We start from the raw sequence: 20,231 nt of genomic DNA, 5'->3' as shown, positions 1-20,231 counted from the left end.
GCACCGGGTCCCCGCGGGCCGCGTGGTCAAGAACACGCGCGGGCGCGCACCCGGGCGCCGTACAGTGACGGGATGCAGGTCATCCAGTCCAGCAAGCTCGCCCATGTCTGCTACGACATCCGGGGTCCGGTGCTCGACGAGGCGATGCGACTGGAGGACCAGGGGCATCGCATCCTCAAGCTGAACACCGGCAACCCCGCCGCGTTCGGCTTCGAGGCGCCGCCGGAGATCCTCCAGGACATCCTGCGCAACCTCTCCTCCGCGCACGGCTACGGCGACTCCAAGGGCCTGCTGTCCGCGCGCCGCGCGGTGGTCATGCAGTACGAGGAGCGCGGGCTGCACGGGCTGAGCGTGGAGGACGTCTTCCTCGGCAACGGCGTCTCCGAGCTCATCCAGATCGCCATGAACGCGCTGCTGAACGACGGCGACGAGGTGCTCGTCCCCGCGCCCGACTACCCGCTGTGGACGGCCTCGGTCAGCCTGGCCGGCGGCACCGCCGTGCACTACCGCTGCGACGAGCAGGCCGAGTGGTACCCGGACCTGGCGGACATCGAGTCCAAGGTCACCGACCGGACCCGGGCGATCGTGGTGATCAACCCGAACAACCCGACCGGTGCGGTCTACCCGCGCGAGGTGCTGGAGGGGATCGTGGAGATCGCCCGCCGGCACCAGCTGGTGATCTACGCGGACGAGATCTACGACAAGATCCTCTACGACGGCGTGGAGCACGTGCCGCTGGCCACGCTGGCGCCCGACCTGTTCTGCGTCACCTTCAACGGCATGTCCAAGGCCTACCGGGTGGCCGGCTTCCGCTCCGGCTGGATGGTGCTCTCCGGCGACCGGGCCCGCGCACACAGCTACATCGAGGGCCTGCACGTGCTGGCCAGCATGCGGCTGTGCGCCAACATGCCCGCGCAGCACGCGGTGGCGGCCGCGCTCGGCGGCCGGCAGTCGATCAAGGACCTGCTGTTGCCCGGCGGTCGGCTGCTGGAGTCCCGGGACGCCGCCTACCGGCTGCTCAACGAGATCCCGGGCGTCAGCTGCGTGAAGCCGAAGGGCGCGCTGTACGCGTTCCCGCGGCTCGACCCCTCGATCTACAAGATCAAGGACGACGCGCAGATGGTGCTCGACCTGCTGCGCGCCCAGCGGATCCTGATCGTCCAGGGCAGCGGCTTCAACTGGCCGGAGCCGGACCACTTCCGGCTGGTCACGCTGCCGCGGCCGGAGGAGATCGAGGACGCGGTGACCCGGATCGGCGACTTCCTGGCGGGGTACGTCCAGCCGTAGTCCTGCCTGACAGGCCCCGCACTGCCCAACGGCCGCGGTCCCCGGCCCGGCGACCCCCGGACGGGGAGATCGCCGGCCCGGGGACCGCGGCCGTACTGCGTCATAGGCCCGGCCGCCGCGCCACTCCGCAGCGGCGGCCGGACCTGGTCTCTTGGCCTCAGCCCAGGCGCTTGACCAGGGCCTGGTACTCGTCCCACAGCTCGGTGGGCGTGTGGTCGCCGAACAGCTCCAGGTGGGCCGGGATGAGCGCGGCCTCCTGGCGCCAGATCTCGGTGTCGACCGAGAGCAGCAGCTCCAGGTCCTGCTCCGAGAGGTCGAGGCCGTCCAGGTCGAGCGCGTCCTTGGCCGGCAGCACGCCGATCGGGGTCTCGACGCCCTCGCCGGTGCCCTGCAGGCGCTCGACGATCCACTTCAGCACGCGGCTGTTCTCGCCGTAGCCCGGCCAGACGAACTTGCCCTCGGCGTTCTTGCGGAACCAGTTGACGTAGTAGATCTTCGGCAGCTTGGCCGCGTCGGCGGCGGCGCCGAGCTTGAGCCAGTGGGCGAAGTAGTCACCCATGTTGTAGCCGCAGAAGGGCAGCATCGCGAACGGGTCGCGGCGCAGCTCGCCCACGGTGCCCTCGGCGGCGGCGGTCTTCTCCGAGGCGATGTTGGAGCCCAGGAAGACGCCGTGCTGCCAGTCGAAGGACTCGGTGACCAGCGGGACGGCGGTGGCCCGACGGCCGCCGAACAGGATGGCCGAGATCGGCACACCCGCCGGGTCCTCCCACTCGGGGGCGATGGTCGGGCACTGCGCGGCCGGGACGGCGAAGCGCGCGTTCGGGTGCGCGGCCGGGGTCCCGCTGGCCGGCGTCCAGTCGTTGCCGCGCCAGTCGATCAGGTGGGCGGGCGGCTCCTCCGTCAGGCCCTCCCACCAGACGTCGCCGTCGTCGGTCAGCGCGACGTTGGTGAAGACGGTGTTGCCGTACAGGGTGTCGATCGCGTTGGCGTTGGTGTCCACGCCGGTGCCCGGGGCGACGCCGAAGAAGCCGGCCTCCGGGTTGATCGCGTAGAGCCGGCCGTCGGCGCCGAAGCGCATCCAGGCGATGTCGTCGCCGATCGTCTCGACCTTCCAGCCCGGGACGGTGGGCTGGAGCATGGCGAGGTTGGTCTTGCCGCAGGCGCTCGGGAAGGCCGCCGTGACGTACTTGACCTCACCACCCGGGGCCGTGAGCTTGAGGACGAGCATGTGCTCGGCCAGCCAGCCCTCGTCGCGCGCCATGGTGGAGGCGATGCGCAGCGCGTAGCACTTCTTGCCGAGCAGGGCGTTGCCGCCGTAGCCGGAACCGAAGGACCAGATCTCGCGGGTCTCCGGGAAGTGCGAGATGTACTTGGTGCTGTTGCACGGCCACGGCACGTCGGCCTGGCCCTCGGCGAGCGGGGCGCCCACGGTGTGCACGGCCTTGACGAACTCGCCGTCCTCGCCGAGCTGGTCGAGCACGGCCTGGCCCATGCGGGTCATCACGCGCATCGACACGGCGACGTAGGCGGAGTCGGTGATCTCGACGCCGTACGCGGCCAGCGGCGAGCCGACCGGGCCCATCGAGAACGGCACGACGTACATCGTGCGGCCCTTCATCGCGCCACGGAACAGGCCCTGCTCACCGCTGAAGACGGCCCGCATCTCGGCGGGGGCCTTCCAGTGGTTGGTGGGGCCGGCGTCCTTCTCCTGCTCGGAGCAGATGAAGGTGCGGTCCTCGACCCGCGCGACATCGCTCGGGTCGGAGGCGGCGTAGTAGGAGTTGGGGCGCTTCTGCTCGTTGAGCTTCTTGAAGGTGCCCTGGGCGACCAGCAGATCGGCGAGGCGCTGGTACTCCTCCTCCGAGCCGTCGCACCACTCGACGCGGTCCGGCTGGGTGAGCTCCGCGATCTCGCTGACCCAGGTCAGCAGCCGCTGGTGGCGAGTGGGTGCCGCCGCGCTGACGGCAGAGTTCTCGTACGACACGATCGCTCCGTTTCACGCCTGCTCGGCCTTGAGCAGGCGTCCGGGGGGTTGAGGGTGCTTGCAGCGTAGCTCCGGCCCGGAGAGCCCAACACGGCGCGATGGCGTTTTTGCCGCAAGTTTTGCTCCTCTATGGCCAAAAACTGGCACTTCCGCGGACGGATGTGGCACGTCCGAGACCCCTCTGGATCACATCCAACTCTGCCAGATTGTCCAAAAGTGATGAGTGCCACTTCCTACTTATAAGTAACCTACGCAGGCGTAGGTAGCATGAGCGCTATGACAGCGGATCAGAACCCGGTGCCGGTCCCCGGCGCGGACGCGGTGGGCGCCGAAGCGGTTACCGACATGACGGCGACGGGCGCGTCACTGCCCGCCAAACCCGTCTGGCGCGGCTGGCTGCACGCGGGCATGTTCCCGGCGTCGCTGGCGGGGGGCATCGTGCTGATCTGCCTGGCGGACTCCCCGCGGGCCCGGCTCGCCTGCGCGATCTACTCGGTGAGCGCCTGGCTGCTCTTCGGGATCAGCGCGGTCTACCACCGGTTCACCTGGGGCCCGCGCGGCGACGCGATCCTGCGCCGGCTGGACCACGCGAACATCTTCCTGATCATCGCCGGGTCCTACACCCCGTTCACCATCCTGCTGCTGCACGGCGGGCGGCGGGAGGTGCTGCTCTGGCTGGTCTGGGGCGGAGCGCTGGCCGGGATAGCGTTCCGGGTCTTCTGGGTCGGCGCGCCACGCTGGCTCTACACGCCGTGCTACCTCGCACTGGGCTGGGCCGCGGTCTTCTTCCTGCCCGACTTCCTGCACACCGGCGGGGTCGCGGTGATCACGCTGATGATCGTCGGCGGCCTGCTCTACAGCGCGGGCGGCGTGATCTACGGGCTCAAGCGGCCCAACCCGTCACCGCGCTGGTTCGGGTTCCACGAGGTCTTCCACGCGTTCACCCTCGGGGCGTTCATCGTGCAGTACATCGGGGTCTCGCTGGTGGCGTACACCGTGGCGAGCTGAGGCCCGCGAGCCCGCGCGGATCAACGGGAGGCACGCTCGCGGACCCGGCGGCAGCGCTCGCAGTGGGCGGCGTCCGGGCGGGCGTCGGAGTCGGCCGTGGGCTCGGTGCGGGACTCGACCGGATGCCCCAGATGCCGGAACCGGCGGGAGACATGGACCATCACCAACAGCGCCTCCACCGACGCCACCGCCCACACCAGCGCGGCACCGTCGGCCAGGTAGGCGGCCACCACGGCCAGGGCGGCACCGACGACGGCGACCGTCCCCCAAAGCTGCAGGTCCCGCGTGTCCTTCATGGCGCTCGCCACCTCTCCCCGGTCTAACCCAGTGACACATGGTATCTACCGATAGTGACAGGGCGTAGTCAAAGGCGAGCGAACAACACATCAATGTTTCATCAACTCCGGGTGCCGGGCCCGCTGCCGACAGCTTCGGGGGCACCCAACGCCGAGTGGCCCCACGGGAGATGATCCCGTGGGGCCACGCCGGGCTCCGGTCGCTGTCGGTCTCCGGATCGCCGTCGGTCTCCGGATCGCCGTCGGCCTCCGGATCGCCGTCGGTCTCCGGATCGCTCAGCCGCGGACCCGGCGGCGGACGGCCAGGCCCGCCCCCGCCAGCGCGGTCACCCCGAGCGCCCCGGCGGCCGTGACCGCCGGAACGGACAGCCCGCCGAGCACACCGCCCCCGGTGCCACCGGTGCCGCCGCCCTGCTCCGCGACGCTCGCCGTGGTGGGCGAGAAGCCGCCGCCCAGGCCGGACTTGTCGTAGGCCGAGCCCGGCAGCTTGTCGCCGTACCGCTGGTGCACCAGCTGCTGGTACGCCGCCAGGCTCGTCCCGTTCGCGCCCACCGACTCCCGCGCCTCGGTGTCCAGCGGCAGCACCCGGCCACTGCGCAGCACGTACCAGGCGTTGACCTGCGGCTCGCGGAAGACCGTGCCACCGCCGCCGGCCGCGCCGCGCGCCGCGTAGTCGGTCTCGTCGCTGCCGGAGGCGATGTTCACCACCCGCCAGCTCCCGTTCTGCCGCACGGCCCAGACCGAGGCCTTCTGCCCGTCGGCGGCGACCGCTTCGGTCGCCGTGAAGTCCACCCGGGCCACCGGCGCGCCCTTGGTGCCCGAGACGAAGCCCGGGTCCAGGGTGTAGACCGGGACCGTCGCCCCGACCAGCGAGGGGGCCGCCTGCGCGGCCGCCTTGGCCTCGTCGGCCGCGCCGAGCTGGAGCGGCTGGGTGGGCGGCACGCCCTTGCGGGCGAAGAAATCGCCCAACTGACCGAGGACGGCCGGGTTCTGGACGGCTGACCGGGCGGCGGCCAGGTCGCCGGCGGCCACCGCGGCGGGCGGCACCTCGCCCGCCGGCTGGGGCGCCGCCTGGGCCAGCGGCGCCAGCGAGAGCCCGGCCGTCGTCGCGAGGAGGGCCACCACGGCGGCCCGGCGAGAGAACTGAGTGATCGTCATAGCTCCTCCTCACGAGCCGATCTGGTACAGGGAGTGGGTCCAGGAGAAGGAGCTGTTGCTGACGTAGTAGTTGTAGTCGGCCCAGTTGTAGCGGTTGTCCGAGGGCCACGGGTCGCCCCAGTAGACCCAGTTGTTGCCGGTGTCGTACCCGTACAGCACCTCCATGTGGCCGCCGCCCGAGGACCACTGGATCCGGGTCTCGACCGGCCGGTTGCTGTTGATCTCGTTCTGCACCGTGCTGTAGTACAGGTACCCGGTGACGTAGTTGCCCGGGTTGATCCCGATCCAGCTGAGCGCGTTCTGCACGTTGTCCAGCGCCGCCTGGCTGTTGGGGCAGGAGGAGTCGGTGCTGCGGCCGAACGCGGCGTCGCAGAACTGGTTCTGGCTGTAGGTGTAGCCGAACCAGCTGGCGATGGTGTCGCCGCTGGCCGCCCAGCACCAGTTGGAGTTCTGCTGTTGCTGCATCCCGATGTTGAGGGTCTTCCAGGTGCCGGCGTTGGGGGTGGCGGCGCTGGAGACGTTGCTCCCGGAGCTGGTGCCGGCGGCGAACGCCGGGTGCGCCTGGGCGAGCCGTCCGGACTGGGCGGTCGGCCCGGATCGGTCGGTCGGCCCGGATTGGACGAACGCGGCGGCCGAGGCCGGGGAGCTTGCCGCCACGGTCAGCGCCGGGGCGAGCGCGGCCAGCGCGGCAACGGCAAGCACCTTGCGCACCAGGGCCGTTCTGGGTTGCCGGGCCGTTTCGGGGCACCGGGCCGTTCTGGGCAGGGGCATGGGCGTTTCCTCCTTGCGGACAGGCAGGGAAAGGAAGTGGGGGACACGCGAACCCCGGCGCCGTCGCGAACGGCGGTGGGGTGTGACCGAGCATCAGCCGTTGACCGTCCCTGGTCAACCGTGGTTCGGTGGCCCCCGGACCTGATGTGAACGGCGCCCTCCGAGTGTGAACAGCACCGGGCTCCGGGCGACGAACGGCCCACACAACGGGTGACGAGGGCCCACGGAGGTGTGAATATTCACCGCACCGCCCGGCCCGGTAGGGAGGCCGCCATGGGGCGATTGCCACAGCGCACCGCACGGCAGGCCGGCCCGCCCGACCTGGCCATGGTGCTGCGCACCGGCCCGTTCCACCTCGCCCTGCGCACCGCGCTCAGCGCGCGCGGCCTCGCCCTGCACCGGGTCCAGCAGCACCTCGCGCAGCGCGGCGTGCACGTCGGGGTGACCAGCCTCAGCTACTGGCAGCAGGGCCGGCGACGCCCCGAACGCGCCGAGTCCCTGCGCGCGGTGCGGGCCCTGGAGGAGGTGCTGGAGCTGCCCGCGCACTCGCTCACCCGGCTGCTCGGCCCCCGCCGCACCGGCCCGGACGCCGCCGCCGGGCCGCCGGTGGCCACCCGCCCCTACCGCGACCTGATCGCCCCCGCCACCGCGGTCGACGAGTTGCTCGCCGGGCTGCCCGGACCGCGCGACACCGACCTGCACACGGTCACCCACATCGAGCGGATCCGGGTCGGCCCCAACCGCCAGCTGCTGCGCCGCGACTCGCAGCACGCGGTGCGGGCCCACCGCGACGGCATCGACCGGTATCTGGCGATCCACCAGGGCGACCCCGGCTCCGACGTGTCACAGGTGGTGGTGCGGGCCGAGGAGAACTGCCGCCCCGGCCGGATCAGACGCGACGGCGCCGCCCAACTCGTCATCGCCGAACTGCTGCTGGACCGGCGGCTGCGCACCGGCGAGACCCATCTGCTCGGCTACGGCTTCGACGACGCCCCCGCGCCGCTGCCCAGCACCGAGTACGTGCGCGGCTTCAACTCCGGCACCGGGCAGTACGTCCTGCAGGTCACCTTCCACCCGCAGGCGCTGCCGGTGCGCTGCCACCGCTTCGTCAGCAGCGCACCGGGGGCGATGCCGAACGAGACGGAGGAACTCACCCTGGACGGACACCACTGCGTCCACCTGATCGCCACCGGGCTGGCCCCCTGCCTGCTGGGGATCCGCTGGGACTGGGACTGAGCCCCTCAGCAGCCCTGAGCACTCCTCAGCCCGCGAAACCCAGGTCCAGGTTCTCCGCCACCGGCCGGTAGCCGATCTTCGGGTAGATCGAGTTGCTCACCGGGTTGGTCACGTCGGTGTAGAGCAGCACCTCCCGGGCCCCGCGCTCGATCGCGAGCGCCGAGACCCCGGCGGTCACCGCACTCGCGTAGCCGTGGCCGCGCTCCTCGGGCGGGGTGTAGACCGGGCCGATCCGGGACATGCCCGCCAGCACCGGGGAGACCGCCGCCATCGACACCGGCCGGCCCTGCCCGTCCGCGCCGCCGTCCTCCCAGATCAGGATGTCCCCCTCGGCCGTGCGACGGGCCACGCTCTCCTCGACCGGGGCGAAGGCGGGCATCCCGACCTCCGTCAGGAAGGCCTGCCACCAGCCGACCACCAGCCCGTGGTCGTCCGGCCCCGCGGCCCGCAGCTGCCCCGGCACCCGCGGCAGGACCAACTCGCCCAGCCGGTAGAGCCGCAGGCGCTCCCGCACGTCGGTCGCCAGGTCGAACCGCTGCGCCCAGGCGGCGGCGAAGGCCTCGACCGCCGCCGTCGCCCCCGCCACCCCGGCCAGGCCCGACCACGCCTCGGCGGGCAGGGCCAGCGCCAGCTCGGCCGCCCGCTCGGCGGCCATCTCGCTCAGCCGCACCGCATGCGGCGGGGTCTGCGCGAAGGCCGCGGTCACCGGAGTCTGCGGGTCCGCGCGCCACCAGCCGAAGCGCGGCGGCAGCGTGGGGTCCCCGCCGACCGACTGGCCGGCCGCCAGCCGGTGCACGATGGTCAGCAACACGGTGTTGGCGGCCGGGTGCTCGCCCAGGAAGCCCTCCGCGTGCGCCCGGAACTCCGCCACGTCCTCAGTGAGTGTCCACGTCATCCACCGATCCTGGCCGCCGGGCCCGCCGCCCGCACCCGAATATCCGCGCCCCCGGTGCGCCTGCCTCAGCGCGGGGTGGACCCCACCTGCTCGGCCAGCACGGCCGGATCCGAGGTCGGCAGCCCGCAGACGAAGTGCCGGCAGACGTAGGCCGTCGGCGCCCCGTCCAGCAGCGGCCGGTCGGCGAGCAGCGGCACCTCCGGGCCCGCGGCCTCCCCGGTCGCCGTGCCGAGCGCCACCACCGCGCCGGGCGCGGTGGCCAGCAGCGCCGTGCGGTGCAGCGCGGCCGTGCGCGGATCGTCCGCCGCACCGACCACCGCCACCTCACGCGGACCGTCCAGCAGCGCCTCGGCCGCCGCCAGCCCCCAGCCGATGAACCGCGGCGCCTGCCCCGCGAGCGCGCCCACCACGCCCAACGCCCGTTCGGCGGCGGTGCGGTGGCGCTCCGAGCCGGTGTACGCCGCGTAGCTCAGCAGCGCCTGCGCGGCGGCCGTCCAGCCGGACGGGGTGGCGTTGTCGGTCGGGTCCTGCGGCCGGCGGATCAGCTCCTCGGCGTCATCCGCCGTGTCGTACAGGCCTCCTGACGCCTCGTCGGTGAAGTGCTGGAGCACCGTGTCCAGCAGCCCGCCCGCGAGCCCCAGCCACTCGGCCTCGCCGGTCACCGCGTACAGCGCCAGGAACCCCTCGGCCACGTCCGCGTAGTCCTCCAGCACGCCCGCGTTGGCCCCCGGTCGGCCGTCCCGCGAGGTGCGCAACAGCCGTCCGTGCGCGCTGAGATGGACGCTCAGCAGCAGATCGGCGGCGCGGCCCGCGGCCTCCACCAGGTCCGGACGGTCCAGCAGCGCGCCGGTCTCGGCCAGCGCCGCGATCGCCAGCCCGTTCCAGGCGGCCACCACCTTGTCGTCCCGCGCCGGGGCCGGCCGCTTCGCCCGCGCCGCCAACAGCCGCTCGCGCACCCGCTGGTAGCCCGGGCCGTCCTCGGGGTCGGTCAGCAGCTGGAGCACCGAGGCGCCCTCCTCGAAGGTCCCGGCCTCGGTCACCGTGAACAACCGGGCCGCCAGCGCGCCGTCCTCCTCCCCCAGCTCCCGCACCAGCTCCTCGGGCGTCCAGACGTAGTACGCGCCCTCGCGGTGCGCCCCGTGCGCGTCCTCGCTGTCCGCGTCCAGCGCCGAGGCGAACCCGCCCTCGGGCGTGCCCAGTTCGCGCACCAGGAAGTCCGAGGTCTCCAGCGCGATCCGCCGGGCCCGCGCGTCCCCGGTGGCCCGCCACAGGTGCAGATGGACCCGGATCAGCAGTGCGTTGTCATAGAGCATCTTCTCGAAGTGCGGCACCACCCAGTCCGCGTCCACCGAGTACCGCGCGAACCCGCCGCCGAGCTGGTCGTAGATCCCGCCGCGCGCCATCGCCTCGGCCGTCCCGGCCACCATCTCCAGTGCCACCTCGGACCCGGTGCGCGCATGGTGGCGCAGCAGGAACTCCAGCACCATCGCCGGCGGGAACTTCGGCGCCCCGCCGAACCCGCCGCGCGCCGGGTCGAAACTGCGGCTCAGCCCCGCCAGCGCCTGGTGCAGCTCCGCCTCCCCGGGCGCCGCCAGCCCCGCCCCGGCCCCGTACACCCCGGCCCGCTCGGCCAGCTCCGCCCGGATCCGCCCGGCGACCTCCGCGACCTCCTCCCGCCGCTCCCGCCACGCGGCGTCCACCCCCTCCAGCACCTGCCGGAAGGACGGCATCCCGTGCCGCGGCTCGGGCGGGAAGTACGTCCCGAAGTAGAACGGCTCGCGCTCCGGCGTCAGGAACACGGTCATCGGCCACCCGCCCTGCCCGGTCGCCGCCTGCACCGCCTCCATGTACACCGCGTCCACATCCGGCCGCTCCTCGCGGTCCACCTTCACCGCGACGAACCGCTCGTTCAGATACGCGGCAGTCGCTTCGTCCTCGAACGACTCCCCGGCCATCACATGACACCAGTGACAGGCCGCATACCCCACGCTCAGCAGCACCGGCACCCCCCGCCGCTCCGCCTCCGCAAACGCCTCCGGCCCCCAGGGCCACCAGTCGACCGGGTTGTCGGCGTGCTGAAGCAGATAGGGCGAGGTCACACCGGCCAACCGATTCATGCGTTCCAGCCTCTCACAGGGCCCCGCCCTCGACGGCGGAACCCGCGCGCCGCCGCCCGCTTGGCCGATCCACATTCATCCGGAGGTCAGGTGAGGAGTGGGAAGGGCCGACCCCGGGGCTGCCGGCCGGTCCAGGACCGGTACGTCACATCTGGTGTCCGCTGTCGTCCTGCCGTCCAGCGTCGACGTCGTCACCGACAATGCCCGTTCAAGTCATCTTTGGTTGCCCGCTCGATCCACCAAAGGAAGCAGGCGAGTCGGAGATAATCGGGATCCACCAGGCGTCATGAACAAGGCTGTGCGCCCTCGTGTCGACGGCCCTACCGAAAGCCGCCGCCGGAGACTGCGATACCGATCCACGGCATCAACTGTCAGTGCACAGGTCTTTACGCCGACAGTTCATGAGAAGTCGTTTCATGGCCAAGAAACTCACGCCGTTGGGCGAATCTCCCCCGAGCGGCTGCCACTCACCTTCGCGACCACGGCGACGCCGCGGCATCCTCACCTGCGCCCGCCACCGGCATGCGGGCACACCCGGCTCCGCCCTCGAAATACGGTGCCACCGCCCAGCGCGCCACGCAGGAGACGGGAGACAGTGCCAATTGGACTGGAGGGTCGGACCGGCGGCCATTGGCGAGCACCGATCGACAGACGCCGTGTGATCACTGCCACAGGAACTATGTATACGAATATGGCAGTACTGGGTATGGATCCAGGATTTCGCGCCCGTGTCCGGGCCGGCGACGAGAGCGCCTTCGATGCGCTCTTCAGCGACTTCGGGACAAGGGTGTACAACCACTGCTTCCGCCTGACCGCCGACTGGTCCGCCGCAGAGGACTGCACGTCGCTGGTGTTCATGGAGGCCTGGCGGCTGCGCTCCAGGGTCGAGCCCGACGGCGGGTGTCTGCTGCCCTGGCTGCTCGGGATCGCCACCAACGTGGTGCACCGCCACAGGCGGGTGGCCCGCCGGCACCGGGCGCTGATGGACAGGATGCCTGAACCCCGGGCCCTTCCGGACTTCGCCGACGAGCTCGTGGCACGAATGGCGGATCAGCAGAGGGTCGCAGCCGTCGGCCGGTCGCTGAGGCTTCTTCCTCGCGTCGACCGCGACGTGCTGGCCCTGTGCGTGTGGGCGGGCCTCGACTACGCCTCTGCCGCCGAGGCACTGGGCGTGGCCGTGGGGACCGTTCGCTCGCGCCTGTCCCGGGCACGCCGGCGCCTGGACAAGCTCGCCGAGGCGAATCCCGGTCCGGGCATGGAACACGCCCACCCGGCACGGCAGGTGACAGACAACCGCGAGTACGCGACCGAACGAGAGAGGAGTGTGCGATGACGGGCGAGGACACCCCGACGGCGCAGCACCACGACGACGACCTCTGGGAACTTTCGCGGATGCTTCCCGTGCCCGGCCCACGGGACTTTCCCGTCGGCCGTCACCACCAGATGAAGGAGCAGTTGATGAACAGTTGGAAGCAGATGGCCCGGAAGGACGGCAGCACGGCGATTGCGGCCACGGGCGGATGGCTGGCCTGGCCGCGGCGCCGGCGCGTCCTCACGTTGACCGGAACACTCGCCGGCGCGGGGGCACTCAGCCTGGGGGTGAGCGTTCTCCTGCCCGGGACGACTGCTCCCGCGATGGCGGCAACGCCCAAGCCCCTCAGCTACATCCAGGACAGCCCCGCCCAGGACGCCCCTCAGATCCTCGATCGGCTCGCGGATATCGCCGCCCGTCAGCCGGATGCCACAGTGACCGGTACGGAGCACATCAAGAGCCGTGGCTGGTACATGAACACCCGCGTCGGCGAGAAGACCGCCACTGCCGTTGTCCCCGTCGAGGACGAGCTGTGGCAGCGCCCGGACGGCACCGCCGTCACGATCCGCCGCGACGACGCGCCCGAGTTCCCCGACCAGGCCTACCGCGTGTACTGGAAGGAACAAGGCTGGGCGACCGGCCCGGGCAAGGCTGAGATCAAGAACCGGCCCGCCGACGAGCTCCCCCGGCACTGGGCGGACCGGCCCCCCACGGACCCTCAGGCGCTCAAGTCCTGGCTTCAGAAGGCGCACCCTGCGCAGAACGGCCCCGCCGAGACCCTGGTCGCCGTCACTGACCTGATCAGGGAACGCGTCCTCAGCGCCCCCGAACGCGCCGCCCTCCTACGCGTGCTGGCCACCGTCCCGGGCCTCACCTACGAGGGCACCACTGTCGACCGTGCCGGACGGACCGGCAAGGCCTTCTCCCTGGACAACGACCTCGGCGGACTGCCCAACCGGCACACCGTGATCGTCGACCCGGGCAACGGCCGGATCATCGATGACGAGAAAGTCCTCACCGAGACCGCAGGCAGGCTCGCGGTCCCCATCCCGTCCCTCACCTCCTACACCGCCTACCTTGAGGCCGACACCCAGGCCGCCCCCACTACGTAACTGCCAATCCCGGCGATGCCCAGGCCCACGCACAACGACGGGGCGGTCCCCCGGCCTTGGCCTGGGGACCGCCCGCTACGACGGCTGGCCGTCACCCCGCACACGCCGAACCCCGCAGGGGTGAGGCAGCCGACCGAGGATCAGAGCCTGTACCAGCCCGACATTTGGTCGTTGAAATTGGGGTCCACCTGGGATGACTTGGAATTGCCCGCCATGTCCCACAGCGGGTCCCACATGCGATTATTCTGCTTGTCGATGTGATTGTAGGTGCGGTACTTGTGATTCTGCGTGTTGACCCAGGACGACGTCATGTCATTGAACCCCCAGTCCGTCGCCCACCCGACTCTGGTGTCGTGAAACTGCCACCGAGCGCCCCCGTAGTCCTTGTGCTCGTAGAAGCAGTACCACCTGTTGTCCGGCCTGCCCGCTGGGCATCCCTCGACAGCGCGAGCCTCCCGATCGTTTGCGCCCGCCAGCAGGCCCATCCCCGCAGCCTCGGCCGTGCGGACGTTGGGGCCCAGGCCCGTCGGCGCGTGCTCCTCGCCCGGGCTGGGGAACACCGCCACCGCCTCACCGTTGCCGTAGGCGATGGCGTTGTCCGACACCTGAATGCCGCCGGGGAACTTGCGAAGGTGCTCATCGATATCCCGCTGCACACTCGGCACCGGGCGCGCACCGGACGGGGCCGGTGTCACGGCATTCGCTATGGGCATGATGGCCGAGGCCATAAGAGCAGCCGGGAGGACAACTGCGTATCGAAGACGCAAAGCAGATCCGATCGGGAAAGGGGTGACAGCCGCTCTGTGAATTCGAGCTGGAGGCTCCGGCCAGTTCCGAAGCAGCCTCACGATAGCTGCTGACCTGTAAGCGAAAGTCAAATCGTGGGCAGCCAAAAGATGACTGTCACGTTGGCCTGCTGTATCGGGCGCCCACTCGGGCGAGGTGGCGGTGGCGAGTCGGTTCACGACGACTCCGTTCTCGATGGAGATCGACCTCAGCACGGGCTGACCTGTCTCCCGCGTGCACGTTCTCAACTCAAGCAACGAAGGCTGGCGGCGCTCGACCTCGACCACGACAGCCCAGCGCAGCAGGAACCCACGCAGAGGGTCGAACGTGTCGGACTCGATGGCCGTGGTGGTCGCCTCAGCCTGCTCCGTCTGCAACTCCGGCAGTCGGTCCGGAGCCACGACGATCAGGGCGGCCCTCAGGGCGGAAGAACACGGCCGCCCCGGTCCACCGGCGCCCCAGCGGGCTGACGGTGGACCGGGACGGCCGTGGCGGGGTCGATCAGGGAGCCGAGTCCGGGACGCTCGGGCTCTTGTCGTAGGCCTTGATCGGGCTCATGCCCACGCCGTTGATCGCCACCGTGTCCTGGGTGCTGACCTGGGCGCACTTGGTGGAGTCGTCGGCGGTCTGGGCGTCGCTGTTGCTCAGCGCCTGCTGGGTGTTGACGGGGGCGGGAGCGGAGGCGGGGGCGCCGTTGCCGGAGCCGCCGGCGGGGGCGGAGCCGAAGGTGGTGCCGCTGGTCCAGTCCTTGCCGATCACCAGGGTGATCCCGGGGCCCTCGCCGGGCTTGACGGCGGAGGCGGGCAGGCCGACCGAGGCGGCGACCTCCTGGGCGTCGGCCTCGCGGCCGGCGGTGTAGGTGACCTCGCTGGTCTCCGAGGTGGCCACGGCGTTGGCGGCGGAGGTACCGGAGTTGTACCCGGCCTCCTTCAGCGCGGTGGCGATCTCACCGGCGCGCCCGGCCGAGCCGCTGCCGTTCTTCACGTGGACCGCGATCTCGCTCTTCGGTGCGCCGGCGGGCGCCGCGGGCGGCGCGGAGCTGGCCGCGGGGGTCGGCGCGGCCGACGACGCGTTGGGATCCGCGGTCGAGGTGGCGGAGGCTGCGGCGGAGGACTTGTCGCCGCTGCCGGTGGTCAGCGAGACGTCGTTGGTGATCGCGGAGAACAGGTTCTTCGCGGCCGGCGCGACCAGCACCCGGCCGTCCTCGCCCTTCAGGTTGTCGGGCTCGTTCTGCATCGTGGTCATGGTGATGCGGTTGGCCGGCACCTTGTTGAGGTCGTTCGCCAGGCCCACCAGGTTGGTGATCCCGCTGAGCCCGTTGTCGACGGTCAGCGCCTTGGTGGCGGCGTTCGCCAGCGAGAGCACCGCGGTGGGGTTGGTCAGCGTGCCCGCGCTCTTGAGCTGGCGGACCATCGAGCTGAGGAACATGTGCTGGGCGACCGTGCGGCCCAGGTCGCTGCCGTCGCCGAAGCCGTGCCGGGTCCGGACGAACTGCAGGGCGGCCATGCCCTGGAGGGTGTGGTTGCCCTTCTTCAGCTTGAGGTGCGAGTACGGGTCGTAGACGTTGTTGTCCACGCAGACCGGCACGCCGCCGACCGCGTCCGACATCTGCACCACGCCGGTGAAGTCGACCATCATGAAGTGGTCGATGGGTATACCGGTCAGCTGGTGGACGGCGGCCACCGTACAGCCGGGGCCGTAGTCCAGGGTGCTGTTGATCATGTCCCGGTGCGGCTTCATGCTGGTGTGGTTCTGGGTGTCCGTGCAGCCGGGCAGGTCCGTCATGAGGTCGCGCGGGACGCTCATCACGGTCGCGTTGCTGCGGTCCGCCGAGACATGCAGCACCATCTCCACGTCGGCGTTGGCGCCGGGCCCGCAGTCGCCGCCGATCGCGCAGTCGGCCGCGTTGTCACGCTGGTCGGAGCCGATCACCATGATGTTGATCGGGGTACGGCCGAAGGCGTCCGGCGTCTCGTGGCCCGCGTCGCCCGAGGTCCCGGCGAAGAGCGCCGAGTGCTTGATGTTGCCGTTCAGCTTCTCGTAGATGTAGCCGAAGGTGCCGCCGGTGACCAGCACCAGACCGGCCGTGGTGTAGGCGAGGATGCGCAGGCCGCGCCGCTTGGGCTTGCGGCTCTTGCGAGCGGCCGCCCGGCCACCGGTCGAGGGGGGCGGCGTCTGGGCGCCGCGCGCACGCCGACGTGGCCCGGGACCGGGGGTGTCCACCTGCATTCCGCTCACGTCCGCTGTCCTTCCGCCGTCGATCGCCGACCGTGTCACCTGTGACCAACGGCACGGTCCACCCGTGCGGTTCGGTCGCGAAGTAGCCGGTGATCCTCCGGATCCATCAGTCGCTCGCGGCCGGTGCCGAGAAGCGTTGCTTGGTTCGTGCCTGTCTGGACGTCGGCGTGTCGGGCCTCGGTTCCCAGGCGCGCAGCATAGCCGCCCACCCTTATAAGACTTAAGAGCGGAGCGAGCACCACCGGCACGGCAGTTGAGTGACCGGCGACACATAACGGCTGCCCGGCCAGGACTGGTTCAGCAGGCCGCTGACCGGCGCTGTCGGCACGGTCGCGCGGCGTGGGGCGGGGGCGGACCTGAAGGAAACGGACGCGGTGGTGCGGGAGTTGGCCGACGCGGGCAGTGATCGACGTCACCGACCGGACGGGCACCACGGCAGGCGGCGCGGCGGACGGCGCGGCAGGCACCGCGGCGCACGGCGTCCGGCGCACGGCGCCGAGCCCGCGCGCCGGCTACTCCTTGGGGCTCTCCGGCTCCTCGGCGAAGTCGACCCGCTTGAAGCGCGAGTTCATCGACTTCAGCAGGAACCAGGTGGCGACGCCCAGCCCGCAGAAGACGACGAAGCCCAGCAGGCCCGGGGTGACCGAGTTGGGGTCGTAGGCAAGCTGGGTGGTGGCGTGGGCAAGGTTCAGGGGAGCGCTCATTGCTCCATGGTGACCCGGCTCCCCATGGACCGGGTCACCGGGGTGGGGCGTGTCGCGCGCGACACGCCCCACCAGGGCGACTACTGCGCCGTGTCCCCCGCCAGGCTGGTGGCGCGCAGGCCGGCGAAGAGATCGTCCTCCGGCAGGTCGGTGTCGACCAGCGAGCGGGCCAGCTCGTAGTCCTCGGTCGGCCAGACCTCGCGCTGCACCTCCAGTGGCACCCGGAACCACGGGCCGTCCGGGTCGATCTGGGTGGCGTGCGCGATCAGCGCCCGGTCACGGGTCTCGAACCAGTCCGCACAGTGCACCCGGGTGGTGATCTCCCGCTCGGCGCGGCCGCTCTTCTCCCAGCCCGCGATCCACTCGCCGTACGGGGAGTCGAGGCCGTGCTCGGTGAGGTACTGGTGCAGGGCGCGGATCCGGCCCATCGGGAAGCCGTGGTTGTAGTAGAGCTTCAGCGGCTGCCAGGGCTCGCCGGCCGCCGGGTAGGCGTCCGGGTCCCCGGCGGCGTCGAAGGCCCGCATGGTGATCTTGTGGGTCATGATGTGGTCGGGGTGCGGGTACCCGCCGTTCTCGTCGTAGGTGGTGATCACCTGCGGCTTGAACTCGCGGATCAGGCGCACCAGCGGCTCGGCCGCCGCCTCGACGTCCTGCAGCGCGAAGCAGCCCTCGGGCAGCGGCGGCAGCGGGTCGCCCTCGGGCAGGCCCGAGTCGACGAAACCCAGCCAGGCCTGGTCGACGCCCAGGATCTCCCGGGCGGCGTCCATCTCCTTGCGGCGGACCTCGTGGATGTTCTCCTCGACAAAAGGGTCGCCCTGGAGCTTGGGGTTCAGCACCGAACCGCGCTCGCCCCCGGTGCAGGTGGCGACCAGCACCTCAACGCCCTTGGCGACATACATGGCCATGGTGGCCGCGCCCTTGCTGGACTCGTCGTCCGGGTGCGCGTGCACCGCCATCAGCCGCAACTGCTCAGTCAACGCCTGGTTCCTTCCGGGAATGTCCGGGCTCAGCATCGTCCCCCTATAGTGACGGACTGGAAGGCCCGCACATTCCCGCCGCCCAGCGCGTGGACGGGTGCCCGCAGCCCGCGGTCTTCCCGGAAGGGACTGATCCTGCCATGACCGCCACCAGCAGCACCGCCTCCGACTCCCTGCCCCAGGGCCGTTACGGCCGGCAGAGCGACGAGCAGGCGGACCGCACCCTCAAGCTGGTCGGCGCCGTGCTGGCGGTCCTGCTGCTGGGCCTGGTGGCCTGGCTCGGCGGCTCGTACCTGATGACCGCCACCAAGCTCAACGGCGCGGTCCCGGTCTTCAACCCGCTCTCCGACAGCGCGGTGCAGGCCGAACTGTCGGTCACCAAGGACTCCGGCACCGGCGGCACCTGCACGATCCGCTCGCAGGCCGCCGACGGCTCGGTGGTCGGCATGCTCGACGTCCCGGTGCCCAAGGCGGGCACCACGTTCGTCCAGACGGTCACGATCCACACCACCGCCCGCGGCACCACGGCCGAGCTGATGGGCTGCACCCCCGCGAAGTAGCGCCGTCAACGCGGGCCCCCGCCCGCCCTGGTGGGGTTGACCTGGCCCCCGACCGGGCAGATGCCTCTGAACGGCCCGGACAAACTGACCGTTAACGCACCGCTACCGGACTCCCACTGCGGGCCGGACATTGTTAGGCTCGTGGTTTCGCCCCTTCCGTGCCGGATGGCTCGGAGGCGGGCGTTGCTTTGTAGAGAGCACCTGTAGCACCTGTAGTACCTGTACCTGCTGACGACAACCCTCAGCACCTCCCAGCACCGACGAGGAGCACCCGTGACCCAGACCAGCGAGACCGTGACCTGGCTCACTCCGGCCGCCTACGACAAGCTCAGGAACGAGCTCGCGCATCTGACCGGCCCGATGCGCGCCGAGATCACGCAGAAGATCGAGGCCGCGCGCGAGGAGGGTGACCTCAAGGAGAACGCCGGCTACCACGCCGCCCGCGAGGAGCAGGGCAAGATGGAGCTGCGGGTCCGCCAGCTCACCCAGCTCCTGGAACGCGCCAAGGTCGGCGAGGCCCCCGCGGACTCCGGCGTGGTCGCCCCCGGCATGATCGTCACCGTCGCCTTCGGCGGCGACCCCGACGACACCATGGTCTTCCTGCTCGGCTCCCGCGAGGTGGCCGGCGACGACGACCTGGACGTCTACTCGCCGCAGTCGCCGCTCGGCCGCTCGATCGACGGCAAGAAGATCGGCGAGGACGCCCAGTACGAGCTGCCGAACGGCAAGAAGGCCAGCGTGCGGATCATCGAGGTCAAGCCCTTCACCGGCTGACCCGGCCACGCCCGCGCGACGGCGGTGGGCCCGGACGACATCGTCCGGGCCCACCGCCGTCTGTGCTGAGCCGTCATCCGACCACGGAGCGGCCCCCGGTCATCCGACCGCGGAGCGGCCCCCCGTCATCCGACCACGGAGCGGCCCCCGGTCATCCGACCGCGGAGCGGTACTTGCGCACCGAGAGCCAGGAGAAGACCGCCAGCACCAGCAGCGAGGAGACGATCGACACCCCGATCGCGTGCTGCATCGGCCAGGCGGAGTCCACCGGCCCGATCTGGTTGCCGAACAGGTCACGGCAGGCCTGCACGGTCGAGCTGAACGGGTTCCAGTAGGCGACCGGCTGCAGCCAGCCCGGCATGCTGCTGATCGGCACGAAGGCGTTGGAGATGAAGGTCAGCGGGAAGAGCCAGATCAGCCCGGCGGAGGTGGCCGCCTCCGGGCTGCGCACCGAGAGCCCGATCAGCGCGCCGATCCAGGAGAACGCGTAGCCGAGCAGCAGGAGCAGCGCGAACGCCGCCAGCGCCCGGAAGAACCCGTGATGGATCCGCCAGCCGACGGCGAGTGCCACCAGCGCGAGGACTATCAGCGTGAACGCGGTCTGCACCAGGTCGGCCAGGGTCCGCCCGGAGAGCACCGCCGAGCGGGTCATCGGCAGCGAGCGGAACCGGTCCACCAGGCCCTTGGTCATGTCCTCGGCGATGCCGGCCGAGGCGCCCGCCACCGCGAAGGTGACGGTCTGCGCGAAGATGCCGGCCATCAGGAACTGGATGTAGATCGAGGAACTGGAGCCGGCCATCGGGATCTTGATGGCGCCGCCCATCACATACGAGAAGAGCAGCACGAACATCACCGGCTGAAGCAGCCCGAAGACCACGATTTCCGGAATTCTGGACATCCTGCGCAAATTGCGCCGGGCGATCACCCAGGAGTCGTGCAGCACGGCCGCGATCCCGTGCCGCTGACGCGGGACGGCACCGCCGATGGCGTGCTCGGTCGCGGTGGACGCGCTCATC

General features: G+C 71.0%; 18 protein-coding genes. 7 read left to right on the top strand and 11 right to left on the bottom strand.

All coding sequences use genetic code 11. The annotated features are described in order from the left end of the window. The first annotated feature begins 72 nt into the window (after positions 1–72). On the top strand, positions 73–1,287 hold the full coding sequence (locus ACFZB9_RS05280; RefSeq protein ID WP_391443759.1) for a pyridoxal phosphate-dependent aminotransferase: 1,215 nt from the start codon (positions 73–75) through the stop codon (positions 1,285–1,287). 157 nt (positions 1,288–1,444) lie between these two features. Here ACFZB9_RS05280 and ACFZB9_RS05275 read toward each other — a convergent pair whose 3' ends face one another. Then, positions 1,445–3,271 (bottom strand): phosphoenolpyruvate carboxykinase (GTP), encoded by a 1,827-nt coding sequence (locus ACFZB9_RS05275; RefSeq protein ID WP_391443757.1) that lies wholly within the window; start codon positions 3,269–3,271, stop codon positions 1,445–1,447. Positions 3,272–3,538: 267 nt separating this feature from the next. Between ACFZB9_RS05275 and ACFZB9_RS05270 the strand changes: the two genes are divergently transcribed. Continuing rightward, the gene (locus ACFZB9_RS05270; protein ID WP_391443755.1) at positions 3,539–4,279 is read left to right on the top strand and encodes a hemolysin III family protein; all 741 of its coding nucleotides are present in this window, start codon (positions 3,539–3,541) and stop codon (positions 4,277–4,279) included. Positions 4,280–4,299: 20 nt separating this feature from the next. Here ACFZB9_RS05270 and ACFZB9_RS05265 read toward each other — a convergent pair whose 3' ends face one another. The 3 genes from ACFZB9_RS05265 to ACFZB9_RS05255 all read right to left on the bottom strand — a co-directional run bounded on the left by ACFZB9_RS05265 (position 4,300) and on the right by ACFZB9_RS05255 (position 6,504). Beyond that, positions 4,300–4,575: a hypothetical protein gene (locus ACFZB9_RS05265; protein WP_391443753.1), complete on the bottom strand. Its 276-nt coding sequence runs from the start codon at positions 4,573–4,575 to the stop codon at positions 4,300–4,302. A gap of 276 nt (positions 4,576–4,851) precedes the next feature. Beyond that, the gene (locus ACFZB9_RS05260; protein WP_391443751.1) at positions 4,852–5,733 is read right to left on the bottom strand and encodes a hypothetical protein; all 882 of its coding nucleotides are present in this window, start codon (positions 5,731–5,733) and stop codon (positions 4,852–4,854) included. A gap of 9 nt (positions 5,734–5,742) precedes the next feature. Continuing rightward, on the bottom strand, positions 5,743–6,504 hold the full coding sequence (locus ACFZB9_RS05255; protein WP_391443749.1) for a papain-like cysteine protease family protein: 762 nt from the start codon (positions 6,502–6,504) through the stop codon (positions 5,743–5,745). A 273-nt stretch (positions 6,505–6,777) separates the two neighbouring features. Between ACFZB9_RS05255 and ACFZB9_RS05250 the strand changes: the two genes are divergently transcribed. Then, complete coding sequence (locus tag ACFZB9_RS05250) at positions 6,778–7,740, top strand: hypothetical protein (protein WP_391443747.1); 963 nt, start codon at positions 6,778–6,780, stop codon at positions 7,738–7,740. A gap of 25 nt (positions 7,741–7,765) precedes the next feature. Here ACFZB9_RS05250 and ACFZB9_RS05245 read toward each other — a convergent pair whose 3' ends face one another. Both ACFZB9_RS05245 and ACFZB9_RS05240 read right to left on the bottom strand, forming a co-directional pair. Next, positions 7,766–8,635: a GNAT family N-acetyltransferase gene (locus ACFZB9_RS05245; RefSeq protein WP_391443746.1), complete on the bottom strand. Its 870-nt coding sequence runs from the start codon at positions 8,633–8,635 to the stop codon at positions 7,766–7,768. A gap of 65 nt (positions 8,636–8,700) precedes the next feature. After that, positions 8,701–10,752, bottom strand: a complete 2,052-nt coding sequence (locus ACFZB9_RS05240; protein WP_391443744.1) for a thioredoxin domain-containing protein — start codon at positions 10,750–10,752, stop codon at positions 8,701–8,703. Between the two features lie 691 nt (positions 10,753–11,443). Here ACFZB9_RS05240 and ACFZB9_RS05235 point away from each other — a divergent pair. Further along, on the top strand, positions 11,444–12,085 hold the full coding sequence (locus ACFZB9_RS05235) for an RNA polymerase sigma factor (protein ID WP_391443742.1): 642 nt from the start codon (positions 11,444–11,446) through the stop codon (positions 12,083–12,085). Further along, a complete protein-coding gene (locus tag ACFZB9_RS05230; protein WP_391443741.1) occupies positions 12,082–13,176 on the top strand; it encodes a CU044_5270 family protein in 1,095 nt (364 codons plus the stop codon). Before ACFZB9_RS05235 ends, ACFZB9_RS05230 begins: the two co-directional genes overlap by 4 nt. Before the next feature lie 140 nt (positions 13,177–13,316). Here the strand turns inward: ACFZB9_RS05230 and ACFZB9_RS05225 are convergent, their stop codons facing one another. The 4 genes from ACFZB9_RS05225 to mca form a co-directional block, all read right to left on the bottom strand. Further along, positions 13,317–14,339: a peptidase inhibitor family I36 protein gene (locus tag ACFZB9_RS05225; protein WP_391443739.1), complete on the bottom strand. Its 1,023-nt coding sequence runs from the start codon at positions 14,337–14,339 to the stop codon at positions 13,317–13,319. Positions 14,340–14,463: 124 nt separating this feature from the next. Then, positions 14,464–16,191 carry an LCP family protein gene (locus ACFZB9_RS05220; protein WP_391444283.1) on the bottom strand — a complete coding sequence of 576 codons (1,728 nt, stop codon included), beginning with the start codon at positions 16,189–16,191 and terminating at the stop codon, positions 14,464–14,466. Between the two features lie 521 nt (positions 16,192–16,712). After that, a complete protein-coding gene (locus ACFZB9_RS05215; protein ID WP_327068579.1) occupies positions 16,713–16,904 on the bottom strand; it encodes a hypothetical protein in 192 nt (63 codons plus the stop codon). 80 nt (positions 16,905–16,984) lie between these two features. Next, positions 16,985–17,881 (bottom strand): mycothiol conjugate amidase Mca, encoded by an 897-nt coding sequence (gene mca / locus ACFZB9_RS05210; protein WP_391443738.1) that lies wholly within the window; start codon positions 17,879–17,881, stop codon positions 16,985–16,987. A gap of 140 nt (positions 17,882–18,021) precedes the next feature. Here mca and ACFZB9_RS05205 point away from each other — a divergent pair, with 140 nt between their 5' ends. Together ACFZB9_RS05205 and greA are read left to right on the top strand one after the other, a co-directional pair. Continuing rightward, positions 18,022–18,441: a DUF4307 domain-containing protein gene (locus tag ACFZB9_RS05205; protein ID WP_391443736.1), complete on the top strand. Its 420-nt coding sequence runs from the start codon at positions 18,022–18,024 to the stop codon at positions 18,439–18,441. A 273-nt stretch (positions 18,442–18,714) separates the two neighbouring features. Then, the gene (gene greA, locus ACFZB9_RS05200) at positions 18,715–19,215 is read left to right on the top strand and encodes a transcription elongation factor GreA (RefSeq protein WP_391443734.1); all 501 of its coding nucleotides are present in this window, start codon (positions 18,715–18,717) and stop codon (positions 19,213–19,215) included. 151 nt (positions 19,216–19,366) lie between these two features. Here greA and ACFZB9_RS05195 read toward each other — a convergent pair whose 3' ends face one another. Beyond that, positions 19,367–20,230 (bottom strand): ABC transporter permease, encoded by an 864-nt coding sequence (locus tag ACFZB9_RS05195; protein WP_391443733.1) that lies wholly within the window; start codon positions 20,228–20,230, stop codon positions 19,367–19,369. Position 20,231: the final 1 nt, after the last annotated feature.

Source organism: Kitasatospora sp. NPDC008050, from assembly GCF_042957465.1.
In the GTDB taxonomy this organism is placed as follows: Bacteria; Actinomycetota; Actinomycetes; order Streptomycetales; family Streptomycetaceae; genus Kitasatospora.
Note: the sequence above shows the minus strand (reverse complement) of the source record. Positions and strands in the feature narration are given on the sequence as shown.